This window comes from Ferdinandcohnia salidurans (assembly GCF_042680725.1).
In the GTDB taxonomy this organism is placed as follows: domain Bacteria; phylum Bacillota; class Bacilli; order Bacillales; family Bacillaceae_L; genus Ferdinandcohnia; species Ferdinandcohnia salidurans.
This window is the reverse complement of record NZ_JBHUEK010000020.1, coordinates 74,074-96,068: the sequence shown is the minus strand read 5'-3', so window position 1 is coordinate 96,068 and position 21,995 is coordinate 74,074. Positions and strand designations below refer to the sequence as shown.

The 21,995-nt window shown below is 37.5% G+C and carries 24 protein-coding genes; 4 read left to right on the top strand and 20 right to left on the bottom strand.

The genetic code is table 11. The annotated features are described in order from the left end of the window. Positions 1–217: 217 nt before the first annotated feature. Complete coding sequence (locus ACFSFW_RS13455; RefSeq protein ID WP_388039029.1) at positions 218–496, top strand: hypothetical protein; 279 nt, start codon at positions 218–220, stop codon at positions 494–496. Positions 497–525: 29 nt separating this feature from the next. On the opposite strand, the gene ACFSFW_RS13450 is transcribed toward ACFSFW_RS13455, so the two are convergent. From ACFSFW_RS13450 to ACFSFW_RS13440, 3 genes are all read right to left on the bottom strand, one after another. Continuing rightward, positions 526–1,482 (bottom strand): BMP family ABC transporter substrate-binding protein, encoded by a 957-nt coding sequence (locus tag ACFSFW_RS13450; protein WP_304213136.1) that lies wholly within the window; start codon positions 1,480–1,482, stop codon positions 526–528. Between the two features lie 89 nt (positions 1,483–1,571). Continuing rightward, positions 1,572–2,138, bottom strand: coding sequence for a hypothetical protein (locus ACFSFW_RS13445; RefSeq protein ID WP_388039027.1), 567 nt, complete (start codon positions 2,136–2,138; stop codon positions 1,572–1,574). Between the two features lie 87 nt (positions 2,139–2,225). Beyond that, a complete protein-coding gene (locus tag ACFSFW_RS13440; RefSeq protein WP_304213140.1) occupies positions 2,226–2,957 on the bottom strand; it encodes an alpha/beta hydrolase in 732 nt (243 codons plus the stop codon). Positions 2,958–3,236: 279 nt separating this feature from the next. Here ACFSFW_RS13440 and ACFSFW_RS13435 point away from each other — a divergent pair, with 279 nt between their 5' ends. Beyond that, positions 3,237–3,425, top strand: coding sequence for a YjzD family protein (locus ACFSFW_RS13435; RefSeq protein ID WP_099354226.1), 189 nt, complete (start codon positions 3,237–3,239; stop codon positions 3,423–3,425). Positions 3,426–3,463: 38 nt separating this feature from the next. Here the strand turns inward: ACFSFW_RS13435 and ACFSFW_RS13430 are convergent, their stop codons facing one another. The 12 genes from ACFSFW_RS13430 to ACFSFW_RS13375 form a co-directional block, all read right to left on the bottom strand. Continuing rightward, positions 3,464–3,643 carry a YjzC family protein gene (locus tag ACFSFW_RS13430; RefSeq protein WP_077617287.1) on the bottom strand — a complete coding sequence of 60 codons (180 nt, stop codon included), beginning with the start codon at positions 3,641–3,643 and terminating at the stop codon, positions 3,464–3,466. 110 nt (positions 3,644–3,753) lie between these two features. Next, positions 3,754–4,713 carry an ornithine carbamoyltransferase gene (gene argF / locus ACFSFW_RS13425; RefSeq protein ID WP_304213147.1) on the bottom strand — a complete coding sequence of 320 codons (960 nt, stop codon included), beginning with the start codon at positions 4,711–4,713 and terminating at the stop codon, positions 3,754–3,756. Then, positions 4,710–7,835, bottom strand: coding sequence for a carbamoyl-phosphate synthase (glutamine-hydrolyzing) large subunit (gene carB, locus ACFSFW_RS13420; RefSeq protein WP_388039025.1), 3,126 nt, complete (start codon positions 7,833–7,835; stop codon positions 4,710–4,712). Before carB ends, argF begins: the two co-directional genes overlap by 4 nt. Further along, complete coding sequence (locus ACFSFW_RS13415) at positions 7,828–8,904, bottom strand: carbamoyl phosphate synthase small subunit (protein ID WP_388039023.1); 1,077 nt, start codon at positions 8,902–8,904, stop codon at positions 7,828–7,830. The genes carB and ACFSFW_RS13415 overlap by 8 nt, the downstream gene beginning before the upstream one ends. Before the next feature lie 112 nt (positions 8,905–9,016). Beyond that, positions 9,017–10,168 carry an acetylornithine transaminase gene (gene argD / locus ACFSFW_RS13410; RefSeq protein ID WP_304213155.1) on the bottom strand — a complete coding sequence of 384 codons (1,152 nt, stop codon included), beginning with the start codon at positions 10,166–10,168 and terminating at the stop codon, positions 9,017–9,019. Further along, entirely contained in the window at positions 10,168–10,944 is a 777-nt protein-coding gene (gene argB, locus ACFSFW_RS13405) for an acetylglutamate kinase (protein WP_388039021.1), read from the bottom strand. Before argB ends, argD begins: the two co-directional genes overlap by 1 nt. Before the next feature lie 11 nt (positions 10,945–10,955). Next, on the bottom strand, positions 10,956–12,185 hold the full coding sequence (gene argJ, locus ACFSFW_RS13400; RefSeq protein WP_388039019.1) for a bifunctional ornithine acetyltransferase/N-acetylglutamate synthase: 1,230 nt from the start codon (positions 12,183–12,185) through the stop codon (positions 10,956–10,958). Between the two features lie 44 nt (positions 12,186–12,229). After that, positions 12,230–13,270 (bottom strand): N-acetyl-gamma-glutamyl-phosphate reductase, encoded by a 1,041-nt coding sequence (gene argC, locus ACFSFW_RS13395; RefSeq protein WP_388039017.1) that lies wholly within the window; start codon positions 13,268–13,270, stop codon positions 12,230–12,232. 146 nt (positions 13,271–13,416) lie between these two features. After that, positions 13,417–13,650, bottom strand: a complete 234-nt coding sequence (gene moaD, locus ACFSFW_RS13390; protein WP_099362328.1) for a molybdopterin converting factor subunit 1 — start codon at positions 13,648–13,650, stop codon at positions 13,417–13,419. Beyond that, positions 13,647–14,117, bottom strand: coding sequence for a molybdenum cofactor biosynthesis protein MoaE (locus ACFSFW_RS13385; protein ID WP_304213165.1), 471 nt, complete (start codon positions 14,115–14,117; stop codon positions 13,647–13,649). The genes moaD and ACFSFW_RS13385 overlap by 4 nt, the downstream gene beginning before the upstream one ends. Positions 14,118–14,342: 225 nt before the next feature. Beyond that, positions 14,343–14,855 carry a molybdopterin-guanine dinucleotide biosynthesis protein B gene (gene mobB / locus ACFSFW_RS13380; protein ID WP_388039015.1) on the bottom strand — a complete coding sequence of 171 codons (513 nt, stop codon included), beginning with the start codon at positions 14,853–14,855 and terminating at the stop codon, positions 14,343–14,345. Next, positions 14,840–16,108: a molybdopterin molybdotransferase MoeA gene (locus ACFSFW_RS13375; RefSeq protein ID WP_388039013.1), complete on the bottom strand. Its 1,269-nt coding sequence runs from the start codon at positions 16,106–16,108 to the stop codon at positions 14,840–14,842. The genes mobB and ACFSFW_RS13375 overlap by 16 nt, the downstream gene beginning before the upstream one ends. Before the next feature lie 196 nt (positions 16,109–16,304). Here ACFSFW_RS13375 and ric point away from each other — a divergent pair, with 196 nt between their 5' ends. Next, positions 16,305–17,012, top strand: a complete 708-nt coding sequence (gene ric, locus ACFSFW_RS13370; RefSeq protein WP_388039012.1) for an iron-sulfur cluster repair di-iron protein — start codon at positions 16,305–16,307, stop codon at positions 17,010–17,012. 39 nt (positions 17,013–17,051) lie between these two features. Here the strand turns inward: ric and ACFSFW_RS13365 are convergent, their stop codons facing one another. The 5 genes from ACFSFW_RS13365 to modB all read right to left on the bottom strand — a co-directional run bounded on the left by ACFSFW_RS13365 (position 17,052) and on the right by modB (position 21,118). Further along, a complete protein-coding gene (locus ACFSFW_RS13365) occupies positions 17,052–17,693 on the bottom strand; it encodes a hypothetical protein (protein WP_388039011.1) in 642 nt (213 codons plus the stop codon). 10 nt (positions 17,694–17,703) lie between these two features. Beyond that, a complete protein-coding gene (locus ACFSFW_RS13360) occupies positions 17,704–18,312 on the bottom strand; it encodes an SCO family protein (protein WP_388039009.1) in 609 nt (202 codons plus the stop codon). Beyond that, positions 18,302–19,789 carry a cbb3-type cytochrome c oxidase subunit I gene (locus ACFSFW_RS13355; protein ID WP_388039007.1) on the bottom strand — a complete coding sequence of 496 codons (1,488 nt, stop codon included), beginning with the start codon at positions 19,787–19,789 and terminating at the stop codon, positions 18,302–18,304. The genes ACFSFW_RS13360 and ACFSFW_RS13355 overlap by 11 nt, the downstream gene beginning before the upstream one ends. 14 nt (positions 19,790–19,803) lie before the next feature. Continuing rightward, positions 19,804–20,328 carry a cupredoxin domain-containing protein gene (locus ACFSFW_RS13350; protein ID WP_388039005.1) on the bottom strand — a complete coding sequence of 175 codons (525 nt, stop codon included), beginning with the start codon at positions 20,326–20,328 and terminating at the stop codon, positions 19,804–19,806. Positions 20,329–20,464: 136 nt separating this feature from the next. Then, entirely contained in the window at positions 20,465–21,118 is a 654-nt protein-coding gene (gene modB / locus ACFSFW_RS13345; RefSeq protein ID WP_388039004.1) for a molybdate ABC transporter permease subunit, read from the bottom strand. Positions 21,119–21,290: 172 nt separating this feature from the next. On the opposite strand from modB, the gene ACFSFW_RS13340 reads away from it, so the two are divergent. Beyond that, positions 21,291–21,995: a Crp/Fnr family transcriptional regulator gene (locus ACFSFW_RS13340; protein ID WP_388039002.1), complete on the top strand. Its 705-nt coding sequence runs from the start codon at positions 21,291–21,293 to the stop codon at positions 21,993–21,995.

The window sequence follows — 21,995 nt, the reverse complement described above, 5'->3', positions numbered from 1 at the left end:
TTTTATTCCGCGCTTTTCTTATTATCAATTATTATGACTTGGTACTAATTTTAATTCATTTTTTAATTCTTATCAACTCTTTGGTTTCATTTTTTTAAAGATTCCATGTTAGCCTAGTGGTTAGAATGATACTGGCCCATCTCATTTTTTGCGTTTTATCATAAGAATATAATAAAAACGTTCTGAAGAAATTTACTAATGTAAGTAGGTGATAAAAATGAGTAATGAGAATGAGAATGAGGATTTGGATTTAAAACAAGAGAGTGAGCATGACTCTTTCAAGACGGATCCGTTTGACCGCCTTATGTTTGGTCCACGTGGGACAAGAAGACATAAAAATAAAGTTCCAGACGAAAATTCCAATCAATCTAATTCTGATGGAGTTGATCTAAACCATCTAATGGAACAAATTAGTGATATTATGACCTCAATTGACAAAATCAAACCAGCTTTAAAAGATCTTTCGCCACTCCTTGATTATTTTCGAAAAAAATAAGAAGCTATCACTAGATGTGATAGCTTCCTCTATTTTGATGGAAGATCTCCCGTTTCTTTATATTGTTTAATATAATCATTTAGTTCTGCAATAAAGTTTTCATCAACCTTTGGGCTAAAAATCCCCATTGAAATGACTTCATCATGAAAATCAAACGAGAGGTTTCCTGAAGCCAGTTCACCTTTATTGAACTTTTCGGCAACTAACAAATAAAGTTGGTCTACATGCTGAACCGTACTTGTATAGACGGTTTCTTTTCCCAAGTCTGATTGGTCTGATACATAACCTATTGCATATAGGCCTTCTTCCTTAAGCTTTTCTATCACTGGTACATTGTAGCCATCTCCAGCTGGATATATAATATCGACACCGTCTGAAATCATTTTCTCAGCAATCGAAATTGCCTTTTCGTCATCATCCCAGTTTTGAACATATCCAATATCTACATCGACTTCATCATTTTGAAATAAAACACCTTCATAAAACCCATTGATTTCAGGTTGCCATTCAAAAGCAGCAACAATACCGACTTTGTTTGTTTCCGTCATTTCACCCGCAACCATGCCACCGAAAAATCCCATTGCATGACCTTCAAAGTTTAGGCTCGTCACATTCTCTTTTCTTGTATTCCCATTGAAAAAAACAAAATGCACATCAGGGTATTCATCCGCAATATCATTAAAAATTGTAGCATATTCACTACCATGACCAAATATTAAGTTGACACCTTTATCGACATATTCATCCACAGCAGACCTAGTTGCAGCTTCTGTCGTAATTCCTTCTTTGTAAAAGACATCAACCTCAAATTGAGATTTTATCTGTAATAAACCCTTATACCCCTTCGTTCCCCATACTTGGTCATCTATTGTATCTGGTACAAGCAAACCTACTTTTTTGACCCCAGTATCTGCATCTGTTTGTCCACAGGATACAAGAAAACTTAAAAGGAATAAGAGTGTCACCCACCTAAACAACTTTTGCATTACTACAACTCCTTCAAAAACAAAAAACAATTTCGTCCTCTATACATTATTTTATTGTACTTTGTGCTACTTGGAAAGCAAAAGAAGTACTAGCTGTCTAAGTTTTGGTGGATATATTCCTTATGGACACTCTTTATTTGAATACATTCAGCTAAACCTTTATTACAAAAGTCGATAAACGTAAACAAAAACTCTATATTCTTCGTTCGTATCTTCCGATGTTCCCACAAACTATTTTCTAAATTAATTTTGGAATACCAACTTTCATCCAATTCATCCTCTAAAGAGTTCTTTGCAACTCGGTTTATATCATGTACCGATACGAGAATAAGTTTGGTTTTTGAATCATTGCAGTAGTCGAATACGGATTGGAGTCTTTCCTCTTTTTCCTCATTTCGATTTGGATGGGTAGTGCTAAACCATGGGTAAATGACTGCATCTGTTTTTTCGAACAAACTCTGGTTCAATAATGCCTTTGAATTCTCGATAAAATGAAAATAGGCATTACGCCCAACATAGAGCATTTTATTTTCTTCCGGGCTATTTTCCATCGGTTCGGCATCTACTCCAATAACATTGATTTCCTCGTCTAGCATCCTGCTACAGAGCCCATATCCTACAAACGAGAAAGCATCGAATAGTATGACCTTCTTCACTTGTAACATCCCCCAAATAATTTATTACAGTATCGTATGCGGATGAGTAAATAAAAAGTCCCTATTCACTCAAGAAACTGGGACTTTTTATAATTCCTTTTCATTTTCTTTATAGAAGCTACCAATCGAGCGACTGAAGGCATACGTATTTTCACTGATATGATAGCTTAACGTGACCATCTCGTTTCCACTTTGATATTTCTTACTGTGTATTTCAGGAGTGTATGTTCTTTCATTTGTGTTATGCCAAATTTTAATTGGGATACCTGGGATTACAAGATTATCTTTTGGTGCTAAATTTTTAATTTTGAATTCAACTTCTCGTTCCTCAAGGTGATAAGCTTTTGCAACTTCTTTTATCAACTTTTTATAAAAAAATTTATTTTTTCTTTCATTCTCAATATGGGCTACTAAATCAATGCATGGATTTAGGAAGGCCATCGATCGTATTTCTCCCTGCATCCTTTTACTTAACTGCATGGCAGTCAATGCTCCCATCCCTTCTGCAAGAATATGGATGCGTGTGTTTAGGATTTCACGTTTCATCACGATGTGATACAACTGTTTTGCCAATTTCACAGAGGCAGGATTTCCCCAGTTTGCACCGTATAAGTTTGAATAGAATACTGTATATCCTTCATCCTTAAGGTATTCGAGAATTTGGGACCTTGCGTAATTTTGGATCCAAAAGCTAGAGCTTTCTTCTACAAAATTCGTTTTATCCCCAATAATTAAAACAGCAAAGCCATTTGGACGTTTTGGCAAATGAAGAGCAGACCACTCCGTATCGAGCTTAAAGAATTGTTTATTTTGTACCATTGCTCTCTTCTCCTACTCCTGATTTTCGTCCTTCATTATTAGTGTATGTTGTGGAATAAAAGATGAAAGGGGGAAATGCCTATAAATAGCTTTTCTTAAAGAAGACAAATGTGGTAAACTATTTAAAGATATCGTTTAACTTTATTCAGCACAAGTACTGAATAAAGTTAAGGCCTCCGGCGGATGCCACGATTTTTCAACGGTAGTTTTTCGAGCGAGCTCGAAAAAAATCGGGCGCAAATACGCCAAGGCGCATTTGATTTAAATGAGGTGAAAACATTGCGTTATTTTTGGACTTTCTTTTGGACTTTCCTCTTAATCCAAATGGCTTCATATGTTATTGGATCAATGCAGGCAGCTACATATTCATTTCAAACAGCTTCAGTCGTTGCGGTGATTGTGACAGCCCTAATCATTATTTTAGGTTCTGTTATTCCAAACGAGCCTGTAGAGGAACCTCATCACTAATATGCAAAAAAAGACCCGTTCGGGTCTTTTTTTGTTGTTTACGGCTTTCTTTTATATGACCATTTGCGGTTGTGGTTTGAGTTTTCCGGGAACGGGTCACCGGCACTTAATTTTACACTTTTAGGGTTCTTAACCATATCTCCTTGCTCGCCGATTTCTACATAAATCCCATTATTCGGTGCTTTTTGCCCTGCACGAAATTCATGACTTTGCCCCATCATAATCCTCCTTTTTGAATAGTATTACAAGATTACTATTCCCACTACCCTTTAAAATCATGAAAAAAAGCCCCAGTTCCTAAAAGGGACTGAAGCTTCATAAAATTTGCTTATTCCATAATTGCTTTTAATACTGCTTTTTGAACGTGGAGACGATTTCCCGCTTGTTCGAATACAACTGAATGTGGTCCATCAATCACTTCCGCCGTAACTTCTTCACCACGATGTGCTGGTAAGCAATGCATGAACATGTAGTCTTCATTAGCAGCACTTACAAGCTCTAAATTAACTTGATATGGCATAAACGCCTGAAGTCTTTCTTGCTGTTCCTTTTCTTGCCCCATGCTTGCCCATACATCTGTGTATATATAATCGGCACCTTCTAGGCCTCCAACAGGTTCATGGCTAACCTCAATAACCGCATTTGTTTCTTTTGCAATTTCTTTTGCTTTCTCTACGATAAAAGTCTTCGGAGCATATTTCGGCGGACAAACAACCGTACAGTCTAATCCAACCTTTGCCGAAGCAATCATTAGTGAGTGTGCAACATTATTGCCATCCCCAACATAGACAAGTTTGCTTCCTTTGAAGATTTTCTTTTTTTCATAAATCGTGAGTAAATCAGCTAATGCTTGGCATGGATGATAGTCTTCTGTTAGACCATTGATGACTGGAATACTTGCAAATTTAGCGAGCTCCTCAATTTTTTCATGCTCAAATGTACGAATCATGATTGCATCTACATATTCAGACAAAACCATCGCTGTATCAGCAATTGATTCTCCTCTACCTAGCTGCATATCATTGCTATTTAGGTAGATTGCATTTCCACCAAGCTGCAGCATGCCTGCCTCAAATGACACTCTTGTACGGGTTGAATGCTTTTCAAAGATCATCGCTAAGGTTTTTCCTTTTAAATACGATGTGTCTTCCCCATTCTTATGCTTTTGCTTTATTTCAATAGCTGTTTCCAACAAACTGATAATTTCTTCACCCGTTAAATCAAGGAGAGTGAGTAAATCCTTTCCTTTTAGAACGTTGTTAGCATTATGTTTAATTGCAGTTGTCATTTGCTAATCACTTCTTTCTGATTATTGAATGTACCTCTTCGTTCTTGAATCGACATGACTGAAAAATGCGATACACTGAACGCTTTTAAGAATGCATGTAATGTTTCAATTTCAGTGAATACATGAATTCGTTTTTGGCTTGCCTCTACCTTATTCTTTTTCGCACTTTTCTCGCCTGTAAGACTTACAAATGCTAAAGCCTTATCGCTCTTACACCATTCTGAAATGTCGTTAGCGATATACGTTTTTAATCCCATTTCCTCTGCTAATTGCTTCACTTCTTCAGGAATACGATCTGCATCGAAGACAATTTCATCCGCGCCTTTTTTCGCAATGATATAGCTGTGGAAAACCTTTGCTAGTGCTTCATCAATTGTTGCAGCAATGCTAATTCCTTCACCAGTAGATTTCATTTCAGGTCCTACTGTCGGATCTCCGAGTAGTTTATATGTTGAGAAAACTGGGTATTTCACTGTATAGTACGGTAAATCAGGTAATAATCCTTTTTCTGATGTAACCTCTTGTAGAGATTTACCAAGTACAAGTTTTGACGCAAGTTGAGCCATTGGGATCCCTGTAATTTTGCTAATAACTGGTACCGTACGGCTTGCTCTTGGGTTCACTTCGAGTACATAAATTTGATTGTCACTGATCACGAATTGAATGTTCATTATGCCTTTAAATTCTAATTCACGAACTATCTTAGCAGCATAGGTTTCAACCGTTTTCTTGTTATCTTCGGTTAAAGATACTGCAGGCATAATCGCATGACTGTCACCAGAGTGAACGCCAGCTTTTTCGATATGTTCCACAATGGTTGGAATTAAAATCTCGTCCCCATCAGATAGTAAATCGACTTCGATTTCTAATCCAGGTACATACGCATCAATCAGAAGTGGATACGTATCTTCTGTTATGTCTTTTAAAAATGAAACCAGCTCGTCCTCATCATTTATTACAAGCATTCCCTTGCCGCCGATAACATACGAAGGACGGATTAGGACAGGATAACCTATCGCCTTAGCTTTCTCCACTAATTCCTCCGCATGATCGGCAATCTCACCAGGGATATGCGGAATATTCGTTTTTTCTAAGAGCTTATAAAAACGGTCACGGTCCTCAAGCTGATCAATGATATCGTGTGTAATGCCTACAATTGAAATACCTGCCGCTTCTAAACCTTGGGCAAGATTAATCGCCGTTTGGCCACCAAATTGAACCATTACTTGATCCACTTTTTCTGCTTCGATTACATTTAAGACATGTTCAAGGGTTAAAGGTTCAAAAAATAATTTATCAGCAATCTCATAATCGGTACTTACAGTTTCAGGATTGTTATTCATCAAAATGGTTTCGTAACCCTCGTCTTGTAGCGCAAATATCCCATGAACCGAGCTATAGTCAAACTCAATACCTTGACCGATTCGAATAGGTCCAGAGCCAAGAATTAATACCTTTTGCTTATCGGAAACTTCTAGCTCATTTTCACCAAAATAACTTGAATAATAATAAGCTGTTTGTGCAGCAAATTCTCCTGCACAGGTATCCACGCATTTGTAACTAGGAATAATGCCGAGTTCTTTTCGTTTTGCACGAACCATTGATTCTTCCACTTGACAAAGGAACGCAATATGTTGATCGGAGTACCCTTTTTCCTTTACGATTTGCAGAAATTCCACAGTAAAATCATTAAGTGCAGTTTGTTGAATTTTTTCCTCAATGTCTACCAAGACCTTGAACGTCTCTAGGAAAAATAGATCTATTTTTGATATCGAATGAAGTTCCCCGACAGTTGTTCCTCTTCTTAACAATTCAAGAACAGCAAAGAAACGATTTTCACTTCCGTTTTCAACAAACTGGAGAAGTTTCTCATTTGATTTATTTACAATTGCAGGTAAGCGAAGGCTTTTATTATCACCTTCTAACGAATGTACAGCTTTTTGAATGGCACTTTCAAGATTTCGATCTATGGCCATTACCTCACCCGTTGCTTTCATTTGAGTTCCAAGCGTAGTAGGAACACCTGTAAACTTATCAAATGGAAAGCGTGGGAATTTTACAACAACATAATCTAACGCTGGTTCAAAGCTAGCGAATGTTTTTCCTGTAACTGGGTTTACTAATTCATCTAATGTATATCCTACCGCAAGCTTTGCGGCCATTTTTGCAATTGGATAGCCAGTTGCCTTTGAAGCTAGTGCTGAGGAACGACTAACTCGTGGATTTACTTCAATTAGATAATAATTCTTACTAAATGGATCTAAAGCAAATTGAATATTACAACCACCAATAATTCCTAAAGCAGAAATAATCTTAATAGATGCAGATCGTAGCATTTGATATTCTTCATCTGTTAGTGTTTGTGATGGTGCCACAACGATTGAATCACCAGTATGGACTCCAACAGGATCGATATTTTCCATGTTACAGATGGTAATGCAGGTTCCCTTTTTATCCCTCATTACCTCGTACTCAATCTCTTTAAATCCAGCAATACTTTTTTCAATCAAACATTGAGTAATTGGGCTTTCGGATAAGCCATTTTTCGTTAGTTCTTCTAATTGTTGCAATTCATGCGCAATGCCTCCTCCTGTTCCCCCCAATGTGTAAGCTGGACGAACAATGACAGGAAATCCAACCTTTTCTGCAAAAGTTTTTGCTTCTTCAACTGTTGTTACAATTTCACTATCAGGAACTGGCTCATTTAGTTCATTCATTAAGCTACGAAAGGCCTCACGGTCCTCGCCTTTTTTTATTGATTCAATATGAGTACCAAGGACTTTCACATTATACTTTTCTAAAATACCTGCTTCACTTAAACTAAAAGCTAGGTTGAGACCTGTCTGACCACCAAGTGTGGCGAGTAAACCGTCTGGACGTTCCTTCGCTATGATTTTTTCAAGGCTTTCAACAGTTAATGGTTCAAAATATACAATGTCTGCATTGACTTCATCTGTCATAATGGTTGCTGGATTATTATTTACTAAGATGACTTTATAGCCTTCTTCACGTAGTGCTCTGCACCCCTGTGTCCCAGAATAATCAAATTCTGCTGCTTGCCCGATTACAATGGGGCCAGAGCCAATTACTAATATTGAGTGTATTGAATGATCCTTAGGCATATATCTCTTCTCTCCTAACAGTACAGTTGTTTGCTATAAATTCATCAAAAACCCAACTGCTTTCAGATGGTCCTGGGTGTGCTTCCGGATGAAATTGAACCGTCAAAATAGGAAGCGTTGAATGTGTTAATCCTTCTACTGACTTGTCATTGCAATTTATAAAGCGAGCTTTCAATTCTGTTTGACGCAAACTGTCTTCATCAACTACATAACTGTGGTTTTGTGATGTGATATAAACTTTTTCATTAAGTAAATCTGTCACCGGTTGATTTGCGCCTCTATGGCCAAATTTCAACTTCTTTGTATCTCCACCTAGGCTTAAGGCAACAAGCTGATGTCCTAAGCAAATGGCTAGTGTTGGAAAATATTCGATCATCTGCTTAATTGTCGGAAGATGTTCCGCTAGAGCCTTTGGATCTCCAGGGCCATTTGACAAGACAATACCATTTGGTTGAAGTTGTTTGACTTTTTCAAAAGATGTAGTATAAGGAACTACAGTTACCTTACATCCTTTTGACAAAAGAGATTGTAAGATTGATTTTTTATACCCGAAATCGATCAATACAATGTGGTTATCTCCTGAACCAAAAGTTTGCCACTCCTTACTTGATACTTCACCTACAGGATTAGCATTAGCAGACATGGCTGGTACATCAGACGAAGGCGATTCACTAATTACAGCCTGCATGGTTCCTTCAGTTCTGATTCTCTTTACAATTGCACGTGTATCGACATGGGACAGCATTGGTATATTCCATTTCTCAAGATACTGTTTTAAGGAATACTTTGCATTATAGTGAGAATAAGCATCCTTTGTTTCATATACAATGACTCCAGCCACGTGGGGTTCTTTACTTTCAAAATCGAATTCATTAATTCCGTAATTTCCGATTAGTGGATATGTGAAAACAATGATTTGATTTTTATAAGAAGGATCCGTTAACACTTCTTGATACCCGGTCATCCCCGTATAGAATACGATTTCTCCGTTCGTTACAGCCTTTTCAGCAGTTGGGGATAACGTTCCTTCAAAGCTTTCACCATTTTCTAAATGTAGATATCCCTTCATTGTTTCACCTCGTATTTTTATTTAGGTAGACGTATTTTTATACAATTATATTCAAAAAAAATTAGCTTCTATGGCTGGTAGTTAGGTAGATTCCTAACTACCAGCATCGAGCCTAGGCAATATGCACTGCCACAAGTGTTTCTTTAATCAACTTAACTGCTTCATCGATTTCTTCGTAAGTAATAGTTAATGGTGGTAATAACCGGATGACATTCGGGCCAGCTGGAAGAGTTAAAAGCCCATTTTCTCGAAGTGACGTAATTGAAGCCGCCACCTCTTCTTTACAAGCAATCCCTACCATTAATCCACTACCACGAATCTCCGAAACTAATTCGTGATCTGCTAGTGCTGCGGTAAGCTCATCTTGTAAATAAGCCCCTTTTTTCTCCACTTCCGCTAAAAACTCATCCTGAAAAATAATCGATAGTGTGGCTTTAGCAGCAGCCAATGAGATTGGGTTCCCACCGAAAGTTGACCCATGTGAACCAGGTCCAAATGCTTCTTTCAGCTTTTCCTTACCAAGCATAGCACCAACGGGAAGTCCGCTTCCTAAACCTTTTGCTAACGTAATAATATCTGGTGTAAGATTAAAATGCTGGTGTGCAAAGGCCTTTCCAGTACGACCAATCCCTGTTTGCACTTCGTCTATAATAAATAGTGAACCATGTTTTGCACATAGTGCTTCAATCTTTTTAAGGAACTCTTCTGTTCCAGGTAAAACTCCACCTTCACCCTGCACAACTTCTACCATAACCGCAGCAACTTGATCATCCATTTCGCGCTCTAACGCTTCACAGTCATTGTATGGAAGATAGACAAATTCTTGCAATAGAGGGCCATATCCTGAATGAATTTTTTCTTGGCCCGTTGCTGCCATTGTTCCAAATGTTCTTCCATGAAAGGATTGTTTAAATGTAATGACTTTTGATTTTTGTGTGTATTTACGAGCGAGTTTTAAAGCTGCTTCATTTGCTTCAGCTCCACTATTACAATAGAAAACGGCATCTAGCTCTGAGTTTGATACTAGCTTTTCAGCCACTTCTTGTTGAATATCGGACTTAAACAAATTTGATACATGCCAATATTTCTGCAACTGCTCTTCTACTGCTTTCATAACCTTAGGGTGGCGATGTCCTAGATTACAAACCGCGATTCCGGAAACGAAATCCAAGTATTTTTTTCCTTTATTGTCTACAATGATTGCACCTTCTGCAGATTCAACAGTTAAATCCCATCTCGCATAGGTTGGAAATAGTGCATCCATTATACCACCTCTAGTTCTTTTACAATTTTTGTTCCTTTTAATGTTCCATCTACTGATAATAACGAGCTTTTACCATTAATAATCGTTATTTCATTAAGTCCTCCCTCATTTAATGCTGAGAGAGCTGCTTTCACTTTTGGAATCATGCCCCCGTAGATAGTCCCTTCATCGATGAGGGATAAAACAGAATCTGTTGAAAGCGAAGGTAAGACTTCACCATCTTTTTTAATTCCATCTACATCGGTTACGAATAATAAATGTTTTGCCTTTAGGGCGATTGCAACACTTGCTGCTGCAGTGTCAGCATTGATGTTGAATTTCGTAAAATCCTCACCAATTCCAATAGGAGAGATAACAGGAACATAATCTTGAGAGATCAGGTATTCCAAGAATGAAACATTTACGTCTACAATTTCGCCAACATACCCCAATTGTTCAAGATCCACTGGCTTTACTTTGATCAGTTCTGCATCACAGCCAGATAATCCAACTGATGGGATGCCAGCCTTCCCTAGCTCGACTACTACCTTTTTATTCACCGTTCCAGATAATACCATTTCAACGACATTAAGTACTTCTTTTGTTGTTTTTCTTAATCCATTTACAAATTCGCTCTTTAAGTTAAGCGAGGAGAGGGTCTGAGCTATTTCAGGCCCGCCACCATGTACAATAACTACTTTATAACCACTGTCTTTTAATTCTTTAATACTATTAAAAAATGAGTCCGATAACTCACTAAGTATACTACCTCCACATTTGATAACAATTGTCTCCATTTCTAGTCTCCTTATGTTCGGTAGCTTGCATTTATCTTGACATAATCATAGGTTAAATCACAGCCCCATGCCGTACCAGTTCCATTTCCTAAATGGAGGTTAACGTGAATAACAATATCAGTACCATCAAGATATTCTTTTGCAAGCTCTTCAGAGAAAGCCACTGGCTGACTTCCTGATAGCATTTGGATTGTTCCAATTGAGATATCCACATTATCAGGATTCACAGTAGCTGCACTGTGACCGATTGCTCCAATAATTCTACCCCAGTTCGCATCTGCTCCATAAATTGCTGTTTTAACAAGATTTGAACCGACGATTTTTTTCGCAATAATACGTGCATCTACATCCGATAAAGCACCTGTTACATTCACTTCGACTAGTTTTGTAGCCCCTTCTCCATCCTTTGCAATTTGCTTTGCAAGGTCTTCAAAAGTGGATTGAAGTGCTGAAACGAAAGAATCCCATTCAGGATGTTCTTGTGTAAGTTGGTCATTTTCCGCTAGGCCACTTGCCATTACCAATACCATATCATTTGTTGAAGTCTCTCCATCAACTGTGATTTGATTAAAGGTCACATCTGTCACTGTTTTCATCGCAGCTTGTAGGGAATTTGAATCGATATTAGCATCAGTTGTTACAAAACCTAGCATCGTTGCCATGTTTGGATGAATCATTCCAGAGCCTTTTGCAGCTCCACCAATTGTAATTGTCTTTCCATCAATTGTTGTTTGATAACATGCTTTTTTCATAACTAAATCCGTTGTTAAGATAGCTGTTTGGAAACTTTGAGCTGCTTCTACTGTATCAGTAGGCTTCAATTGTTTAATGCCCGCTTTTATTTTGTCCATCGGTAATAGTTCACCAATGACACCTGTTGAAGCAACAGCAACCAAATGATCATCAATACCGAACTGAGCTGCTGATTCAGCTCTCATTTCGTATGCATCTAATAATCCTTGTTCACCTGTACATGCATTTGCACATGCACTATTGATCACGACAGCCTGTAATTTGTTCTCAACAGCAATACTCTCTTTCGTAACCTTTAAAGGAGGGGCTTGAAAATGACTTTGCGTATATACAGCGGCACAGGTAGCCGGAACATCACAAACAATCGCTCCTAGGTCTTTCTTTTTATAACGTAATCCGGCATGGACTCCTGCTGTTTTAAAACCTTTGGGGGTTACAACAGTTCCCTCTTCTACTTTTATTATTTGAATCTCCTTCATATCTATCATGCAAAGTCACTCCTTATCTTCCTTATCTATCAATCTTAACTTACTTATGGGAATAGAGGGACATAGTGTAATCCCGTATTTTCATCTAAACCAAACATAATATTTGCATTTTGGATGGCCTGACCAGCAGCCCCTTTAACTAAGTTATCGATGACTGACACAACGGTAATTCGATTTGTTCGCTCATCCAATGCAAGGCCAATATCACAATAATTCGTTCCATAAACCTCTTTTGTGGCAGGAAATTTGCCTTTTTCTCGGATTCTAACAAATGGAGCATCTTGATAACTTTCCTTATAAAGTTCATAAAGTTGGTCCATTGTAAGTGTATCGTTTGCACGATTTATATACATCGTTGACATAATTCCCCTTGTCATTGGAACCAAATGTGTACTAAACGTAACGTACGGGATTGAATCGTCCCAACCTTGGATCACCTGTTCAATTTCCGGTATATGTTGATGTTGATTTACCTTATAAATTGAAAAGTTTTCATTAGTTTCAGAGAAATGTGTAGTTCTAGAAGGACTTTTTCCCGCTCCGGATATTCCTGATTTAGCATCAATCACAATTGATTTTTCATCGATTAGTTTATGTTTCACTATTGGAGCTAAACCAAGAACTGTTGCAGTAGGATAGCACCCAGGATTGGAAATAAAACTACTACTCTTAATTTCTTCTTTATTCCACTCAGGAAGACCATATGTAGCTTTGTCTAGGTCTGCTTGTATTGCGCTTGGCTTTTTATACCATTGTTCATATGCACTAGGATTTTTTAGACGATAATCCCCAGATAGATCAATAATCTTCACATTTTCTTTCAATAGTTCAGGTACGATTGTGGTTGATACCCCTGATGGTGTAGAAAGAAAAACAACATCAACTTCATTTGCAATCTTAGGTATATCAATTTCTTCTAAAGAATGATTTACAAGATTAGTAACATGGGGGTAGACCTCTGAAAGCTTCATCCCTGTTTGAGACGAAGTGTGAACAGAATGAACGTCTATAGTTGGGTGGTTTGTCAATAATCTTAGTAATTCAATTCCGCCATAACCAGTAACCCCTATAATTGCCGCTTTCAATATATCCACCTCATTGTTTTTAGTAACTAATTAAATTTTGAAATATGTTTCATTATAAGTCCGTATAAAAATAAAATCAATTGTATTTTTATAAATAATTCAGTTTTTTTATACAAAAAAACCACCAGAAGTCGATGGTTTTAAAATTACCCTCCACTTACTGGTGGAATCAACGCCACTGTATCTCCTGCTTTTACAACGTCCTCATCTACTGCATACTCTTCGTTAATTGCAAACATAATTTGGTCAAGGTTTATTATACCATGTTCGTTCGAAAGCTTTTCTTTCAAATCTGTTACAGTTAGCTCATCCTCATATAAAGTTAATCTATCTGTTCCCGCCATTTCCTGTAAATGGGCAAAGAATAAAACCGTTATCATGTTAGATCCTCCTCCTCAGGTTGACCGGTCGGGTATTGTTTTGTCTCTAATTGATCGCCAATCCACATTTCTCCATCTTCCCAATGTTCCTTTTTCCATATCGGAACAATTTGTTTTATCCGTTCGATTGCATATTCGTTTGCTGCATAGGCATCCTTACGATGTGGTGTGGAGACTGCGATTACAACTGCAGCTTCCGATATATCTAATCGACCTATTCGATGAATAATGGCTGTTTTGGCTTCTGGCCATTTTTCAGATATTTCCTTACCAATTTGAGCAAGCTTCTTTTCTGCCATTGGAACATATGCATCATATTCTAAATATAAGGTCCGTTTCCCCTTTGTGAATTCACGGACTGTGCCGATAAAAGTAGTCACAGCACCGGCCTCACGTCTAATAACCTTATTCGTAACCTCGTCAACATTTATTGGTTCTTTCGTAATTTTAAATAAAGCATTATTCATTGATTTACCTCCTTCAATCCAAATACGCCTATGCGTATTTGCGCCCAGATTTTTTAGGCCCACACGATGTGGGTCACAAAGACGTTGCCACAGGACGTGGCGTTCTTAGTCTTTGATCTTATGCTCGAAAACTTCCTTTAAAAATCTGTGGCATCCGCCGGAGGCATTTAACTTTATTCAACTCAGATTTGTTCCTTTAAACTTAATTACTTACATATACTACATTTACCCTTTTTGAATAAAGTTAAATACCCATTCTAAATAAATTTCTTCCTCTTTTATATGAAAAAGAGGAAAATTGGATTCGATTGGAATCCAAGAAATGACTGCAACAATGTTTGTTAATGAAGTTAGCAATTCCTTGTCCGCATCATTCCTAATCAGAACGATTTTGGGATAATCAGCTAATTTAAAACCTTCAATTACTATCATATCATTTTCAAAAAAAGCATACAGCTGAATGAGCTTTTCTAAAGTCCATCCGGAAGTCTTTGCTTCTAACTGAAGACTCCCACCACCTTCAACAATGGTTGCAGATGCACCCGCTTTAAAGTGTCTGGAAGAATCTTTTTCTTTATTAAGTCCCTTCAGATTGCTTGTATGTCCATGATGTTTAATTGTTGCAATACTAACTCCAAGTTCTGTGCCTCTTTTTACAATTTTTTCAACTAGCGTTGTTTTCCCGCTGTTTTGATATCCGACTATTTGTAGAAGTGGAAACCTTATTTCCAAGGCCATATACTTCCTTCCTGATCTTCTAGTAATAAAACATCAACTTCGTCGCCTTTTCCAAATCCACGTGTTCCACCAGGTAAGACCATTAATGCGTTCGCTCCGGCAAGTGAGGATACTACATTCGATTTATCAAGGCCACTAGGAGTCACCAAAATTTTTCCTTCAGAAAAACTGATTCTACTCCGTACAAACCTTGTAAATGGGTTTGGTTTTGGAAAGTCGGCATTGAGTTCAGCTTTCATTCTTAGTAGATGTGGTTGATTCGAATATAATCTTGTTCGCACCACTGGTCTAACTAATAATTCGAAACCTACATAACAGGCAGAAGGATTGCCAGATAAGCCAAACAATAGCTTGCCATTTAGCTGAGCAACTGTTGTGACACTACCAGGTCTCATTGCAATTTTATTAAATAATACTTCCGCACCTAATTTTTCATAAATTGCCGGTAGATAATCATAATCTCCAACTGATACCCCACCCGTTGTTATGAGAATATCAACTTCATTCAATGCGTTTTTGATTGCCTCAAAACAAAGGTCAAAATCATCCGAGAGTTTACCGAAATATTTGGGCACTGCACCTACTCTTTCAATTTGGGCACTGACCATATAAGAATTGCTGTTACGAATTTTCCCAGGTACTAATTCTTCATGAACATCAAGCAACTCGGTTCCTGTAGCGTAAATGCCGATGACAGGCTTTTTTGCCACTTCTACTTGGTGATAGCCAAACGTTGCTAAAAGTGCTTTTACTCCAGGGTTAATGAATATTCCTTTTTCAACTAGGACTGAATCTTTTTTTGTATCTTCACCCCGAAATGAAACATTATCTCCGGACTTAAAAGGTCTTTTAATCGACATATATTTTTTGCCATTACGTTCGTATTCATTTGTCAACTCAAGCATCACAACCGCATCGCATTCAGCCGGCATTTGCGCCCCTGTCATGATTCGAACTGCTTGAAAAGCGTCTACTTTTTTCTCAGCAACTGATCCTGCTCCAATTTCTTCAATCACTTCAAATTCAATTGGGTGGTCCTGTCCGGCATCTATTGTGTCTGCTGCCCTTACCGCAAAGCCATCATATGGGGAACGATCAAAATGAGGGACATCGTGATCAGCAATTAAATTCTCTGCTAAAAATCGTCCATAACTGGCCTCTATCGGTACTAATTCTTTTGTACCTGTACCCGCAAACTCCATTACACGAGATACCGCTTCTGAAACCGGTATCGGTGTTCGTCTTTCAACCATATTATCCACTCGCTTTTTTTATCTACTTTTTCCCTATTGTAGTATATTTAAACAAAAACCACTACTTTCTTGCAGTGATTCACGTCACTCCATCCTAGTTTTTGACGATTTTTAAGCATATGTGTGATTCGCATCACCTCATTTAACTGTGTTACAAGCTATGCTGTAAGTATCTTACTAAATAGGAGGTAGAATCATGGAACAAACTTTTACTGAACAACATATCATTGGAGAAATTGTAACTGAGTTTCCGAAGGCTGGAGACCTTTTCAAAAAACTTCGAATTGATTTTTGCTGTGGCGGTAACCGACCACTTATAGATGCAATTGAGGAAAGAAATCTTTCAAAGGATGAAGTATTAACTAAATTAAATGATCTTTACCAGGACATGAAGGAATTAAATGAAAAAACGGTGGATTGGAAAGCTGCGAGCTATTCAGAATTAATTGATCATATCGTTAATAAACACCATCGTTATTTAAATGAAGAACTTCCACAGCTTAGTCCTTATGTAACAAAGGTATTACGTGTTCACGGTGGAAATCATCCACACCTAGCAAGGGTACATTCACTTTTTAATCAATTGAAGGTTGAGCTAGAACAACACACGATCAAAGAAGAAGCAGATTCTTTTCCTCTTATCGTAAAATTTGAAAAAGAACCAACTGCTGAAAATCATGAATTAGTGAAAAGGCATGTAATAGAACTAGAAGACGATCATGATGAAGCAGGAAATATTATTAAAGAAATTCGTGACATCACAAACGACTTCCAACCACCAATCGGTGCATGTGGAACGTATCGTCTTGTCTACCAACGTCTTGAGGCACTTGAAGCAGATTTATTCCAGCATATTCATTTAGAAAATAATATACTCTTTCCAAGAGCTGCTGCTGGCAACTAACACCAAATCAAAAAGAGCTGATATCATGTCAGCTCTTTTTTATGTCATCCGTTCATCCAGTTTTTTTGCATTTATATTCAGGTTTATATATTTCTTTTTTTCTTTGGTCGTATTCTTACTGATTTCAGGCTTCCCGAAAAAAACTCGCCCGATAAATAAAATACAGATTGCTAAGCCTAATACAAACATCGCTTTGCCAAGCTGTTGTTGGGCTGTCACTAAGTAATTATTACAAAGACGGGCTGGTGATACTGAATAAAGCCAGCTCATCACAAAAATCATAGAAATCAGATTAGCCCAAATAAAAGCTTTACTGATAGGACCAAGCAGTTGCCAGCTATAAAACAATAGTACACCCGCAAGAAGTGAAAGACTCATATATTTCGCAATCTCCATGATTGGCTCATTCAGTGCGGCATCCACTGACCTAGGCAGTACCCAAAACCCTACAACACATATTGTAATTAATATACCTGCGATTCCATTTTCATTGTAATACACGAAGAAGCCTCGCCATTTTTTCGGAAACGCCTTTGCCAGAATATATCCACTTCCTACTAATAGTGGGTATTGAATAAGCATCGTCCCAACCATGCTCTCTTCTAACATTGACCTTATATACGGAAGTGAAACGAATAGAAGTAAAAGTAGCCCTATCATTACATATCGAAAACGGTACATATTTTCACCTCTAAAATAGGATAGAATCCATGTATTCCACAACAACTTGTGGTGCTTGGTAATCAAAGATATTAGTTAATTTTCCTTCTGGATTAATCACATAAAATGCAGAATTATGCTCATAGCCACCGTATTCATTCGGGATAACAACTACTTCAAGAGCGTCAAGGACATTCTGTAACTCCTTCTCATCTTGAATGGTAGCCATTTTCCAATGCTCCCCGTCAGCACCAAAATGATTAGAATATGATTTTAATACCGTTGGAGAATCATTCTCAGGGTCAAAGCTTATACTTACAAGTACAACTTCTTTCCCTAGAACATCATTAGGAATATTTTCATAGATTTCTGCAAAATTTCTTTCTAAAACCGGACATACGTCCCCACACGATGTATACATAAAGGTTAAAAGCGTATATTTCCCCTCTAACTCTTGTAATTGAAAGTTTTTCGAATTTGAATCAATTAATGTAGCAGAAGGGAGCTTTGGTTGCTCCCTTTCTAATTCGATAATTCTTGCTTTCTCAGCAGTAAAAGCCCGTAATCCATCTGTACCTATCCATAGCAATGAAAGACCCGCTACCAGTGCAAATAGAATGCCAATACTTTTACGCAACATGACGATCTGATCCTATTTTTTCTTGAAACTTATAATCAATTGACCTTGAGAAATTCCAAAAGCGGACTATAAATATTAAAACAGCTAGGACTATAAAGATGCCGAAGATAGCTCCCATTCGGTCATATGGAATCCACTCTGGAAAATGCTCCGCCCATCTTCTTGGAGCACCGACTTTTCCGGAAAATAGAAACGATCCACATAATCCAATGAAAAACATGATGTATACCCAAAAGCTGATTCCATCAATTGCATTTTCCTTCTCTTTTCTATTCACTTTTGCTAAGTAATACATAAATCCAAATAGCATTGCAGTTGCACCTAATCCCATATACATATGGAAATGCCCAGGTACCCATTTTGTGTTATGCATAACATGGTTTACAACAATTGTTGCATCAATAATTGCTGGTACGACACCAATTACCCAACCAAACATGGATAAAAACATGAATGATGAGGCAATGTCCCATTTAATTCCTGAACGATAGACAATCATTAGCGCACCATATGCTGTAATAACCAATACTGGTAATCCGTTTGCATATGAGAGCACTTGACCTAAAATGATCATCCACTTGGGTAATGCAAAGTCCATTAACAAATGGTGAGTATAGATTGTAATCGTAAATAAGGTTGAACAGTTCCATGCAATTAAGAATGGGCGGTTTGCCTTCCATGGACGATTTGTATAAGCTGCTAATATCTCATAAACCGCAATAACTCCCATGTAAATAATGGAGTTTGCAAAGATATGACCAAATGCATATGTTAGATTTTTTGCAAGCATTGGATCAATTGCGATAGTTGGAATATATAGATTAATAAGGTTCATAACAAGTGCTGTTGCACCTGCAATTAATGCAGTGGTGTTTACAATTGAAACCATTGTACTAGCCACGACAGCCGCAGGGGGACCATAGCCTTTTTCCTTACCGAAGACGATAGACCACCCTAATCCTCCGCCTAAGCTTCCATATTGTTTAATAATCGCTCTAGCAACATCCAAATTTAATAATAAGAATCCTACACCGAGAATAAGCATACCACCTAAATATAGTGTTGCTCCCGTCATCGCCCATCCACCAGCGGAGATAGCTGGTAGCGGATATAAGAACGTCCAGGCTCCTGCAAAGTCAAATACAAATATTCCTACCAATACCATAACAACACCAATAATGAAGGTGATAAAATTTGTGATTAAAATGGGTTTGCTTAATTTTACATATTTACTTAAGAAGTACCACATGACTGCAGCTGCAGCCAATGCAGCAGCCCCTATCATTCCCGTTCCATGGACAGTCATAATTTCATAAAAGAATGCAGGGTCCACTTCAATCATATTTCCTTGTGCAAGAAGCATTAAGACTCCAAATACCATCATTGCTAAAATGATGAGACTACCTGTTAGTAGATAAATAGCGATTGTTTTGTTTCGGGAGTTATTTGTCCCTCCCATTACCATATTAGTAGACATTGTTAACTCCCTCCTTAATTTGTTACGACAATTTCACCAACCATGAGATGGTGAGCAAGCCCACAGTATTCCATACATAAAATTTGATATGTCCCAGGCTCCGAGAATGTGTAGTAAACCGTGTTTGTATAATCTGGCATTGCCTGAGTTTGTGCTAATAAATTCATGTCTTTGTCATAGATACCAAAGCCATGGTTTACATCTGAGCTTGTGATATCAAATTCAATTGGCTCTCCCACCTTGAATTCAGTTTGGCTCATGTTCCATCCAAATTGAATAGCTTCAACATCGACAATGACTGGATTTTCTTCTTGTCCATATACCGGTCTTTCAAATGGAAGATCTTGTAGTGTTAAGTACGTTAAAGTTCCAAATACAACAAGTAGAACTAAGAAATAAATTGTTCTAAAACGGTACCATTTTTTCTGAATTGGTTCATACTCTCTTCTTTTATTGGTTTTTAATACGACGGTAATAAAAATAACGGTAATTAAAGCCATTAATATAATGGAAAGATACCAAGCTGCTGTTTGGTACAAAGAAACCCCCTCCTAATTTCTCTTTTCAGCAAGATTGTCACATATTGCTCGACCATAAATCTGTTAAGTTTGTCACAAAATGGGACTGAAACAAAAAAAGACACATTCTTGTCAAGAATGCATCTTTTTATGACGACTATTTAATTAAATAGGTTGACGCCAGCATCAGGAATGAGATGAAGACTGTAGTTAATACCCACAGCCAAGCCAATTCCATATTTCCGCTATCAATGGCAACATAGATTGCTGTTGGCAGTGTTTGTGTTTTTCCAGGTATATTACCAGCAAACATCAGGGTTGCACCAAACTCCCCAAGTGCTCGAGTAAAACTTAAGATAAAACCCGTTACAATTGCTTTAATCGATAAAGGAATCGAAATGTACAGAAATATACTAAATTCATTTGCTCCATCCGTTCTAGCCGCATCCTCAATTTCCGTATTTACTGTTTGAAAGCCTGTCTTAACAGATTGGTACATTAACGGAAATGCAACAACAGTAGAAGCAATAACAGCAGCCCACCACGTAAACATAATCGGTTGTCCTGTTAATTTCTCAAGAAACGTTCCTACAAAACTATTTCGTCCAAAAATCACAATTAACAAAAAACCAACAACCGATGGGGGCAGAACCAGTGGCAGCATTAACAATGTTTCCAGAAAGAGCTTGCCTTTAAATTGCTTATGTGCCATCCATTTACCTAATATTAGGCCAAGGAGTAAGACAATACAACCTGCCGTTATGGCGATGGTGATCGATAGTTTAATAGGTGACCAAAAAGTAAGTTCCATTATACAAACCTCAATTGTTAAAAAATGTTCAAAATGTCAGGAATCCTTATTTTCCAAGGTATTAAGCTTCAAAAATGAAGTAAGTGTGATTTATTATACACCTACCGTATGCCTAACATTATATGATTTTCTTAGAAACAAGTATAGCATTCCTATATGGAAGGTGGTACCTATGAGTCAATTAGCATTACATCAATCAACCATTTCAGATGAATTAACTGAGCTTCTTAAATCAGCTAATCAAGTCATCAATATGAAAAGAGGAACCTATTTATTTCGCGAAGGCATGAAAGCTTCTGAGCTCTATCTGATTCTATCAGGGCGTGTAAAGGTAAGTAAAGGGACATCGGATGGCAATGAATTATCGCTTCGAATCTGTAGTCAAAATGAAATCGTCGGAGAGTTGACATTATTTACAGATCAACCTAAATATTTATTTGATTGCAGGATATTGGAGGATTGTGAAATTGCCGTAATTCAAAAGGATGAATTAGAAAAAAAACTCTTTGAAAATACAACTCTTGCATTTGAATTTATGAAGTGGATGAGTGATCATTTTCGAAAAACACAAACAAAGTTTAGAGACCTTGTATTATTAGGTAAAAAAGGAGCATTATATTCCACCTTAATTCGAATGACCAACAGCTATGGGGTTGAGAAGGAAAACGGCACTTTAATTGACCTACGTCTGACAAATCAGGAACTAGCTAATTTTTGTGCAACCACAAGAGAAAGTGTAAATCGGATGCTGCATGATTTACGAGTGAAAGATATCATTTCTGTTCACAAGGGCTATATCACCATTCACGATTTAGGATATATCAAAAAAGCAATACAGTGCGAGGAATGTCCAGCTAAATATTGTAGTATTGAATAA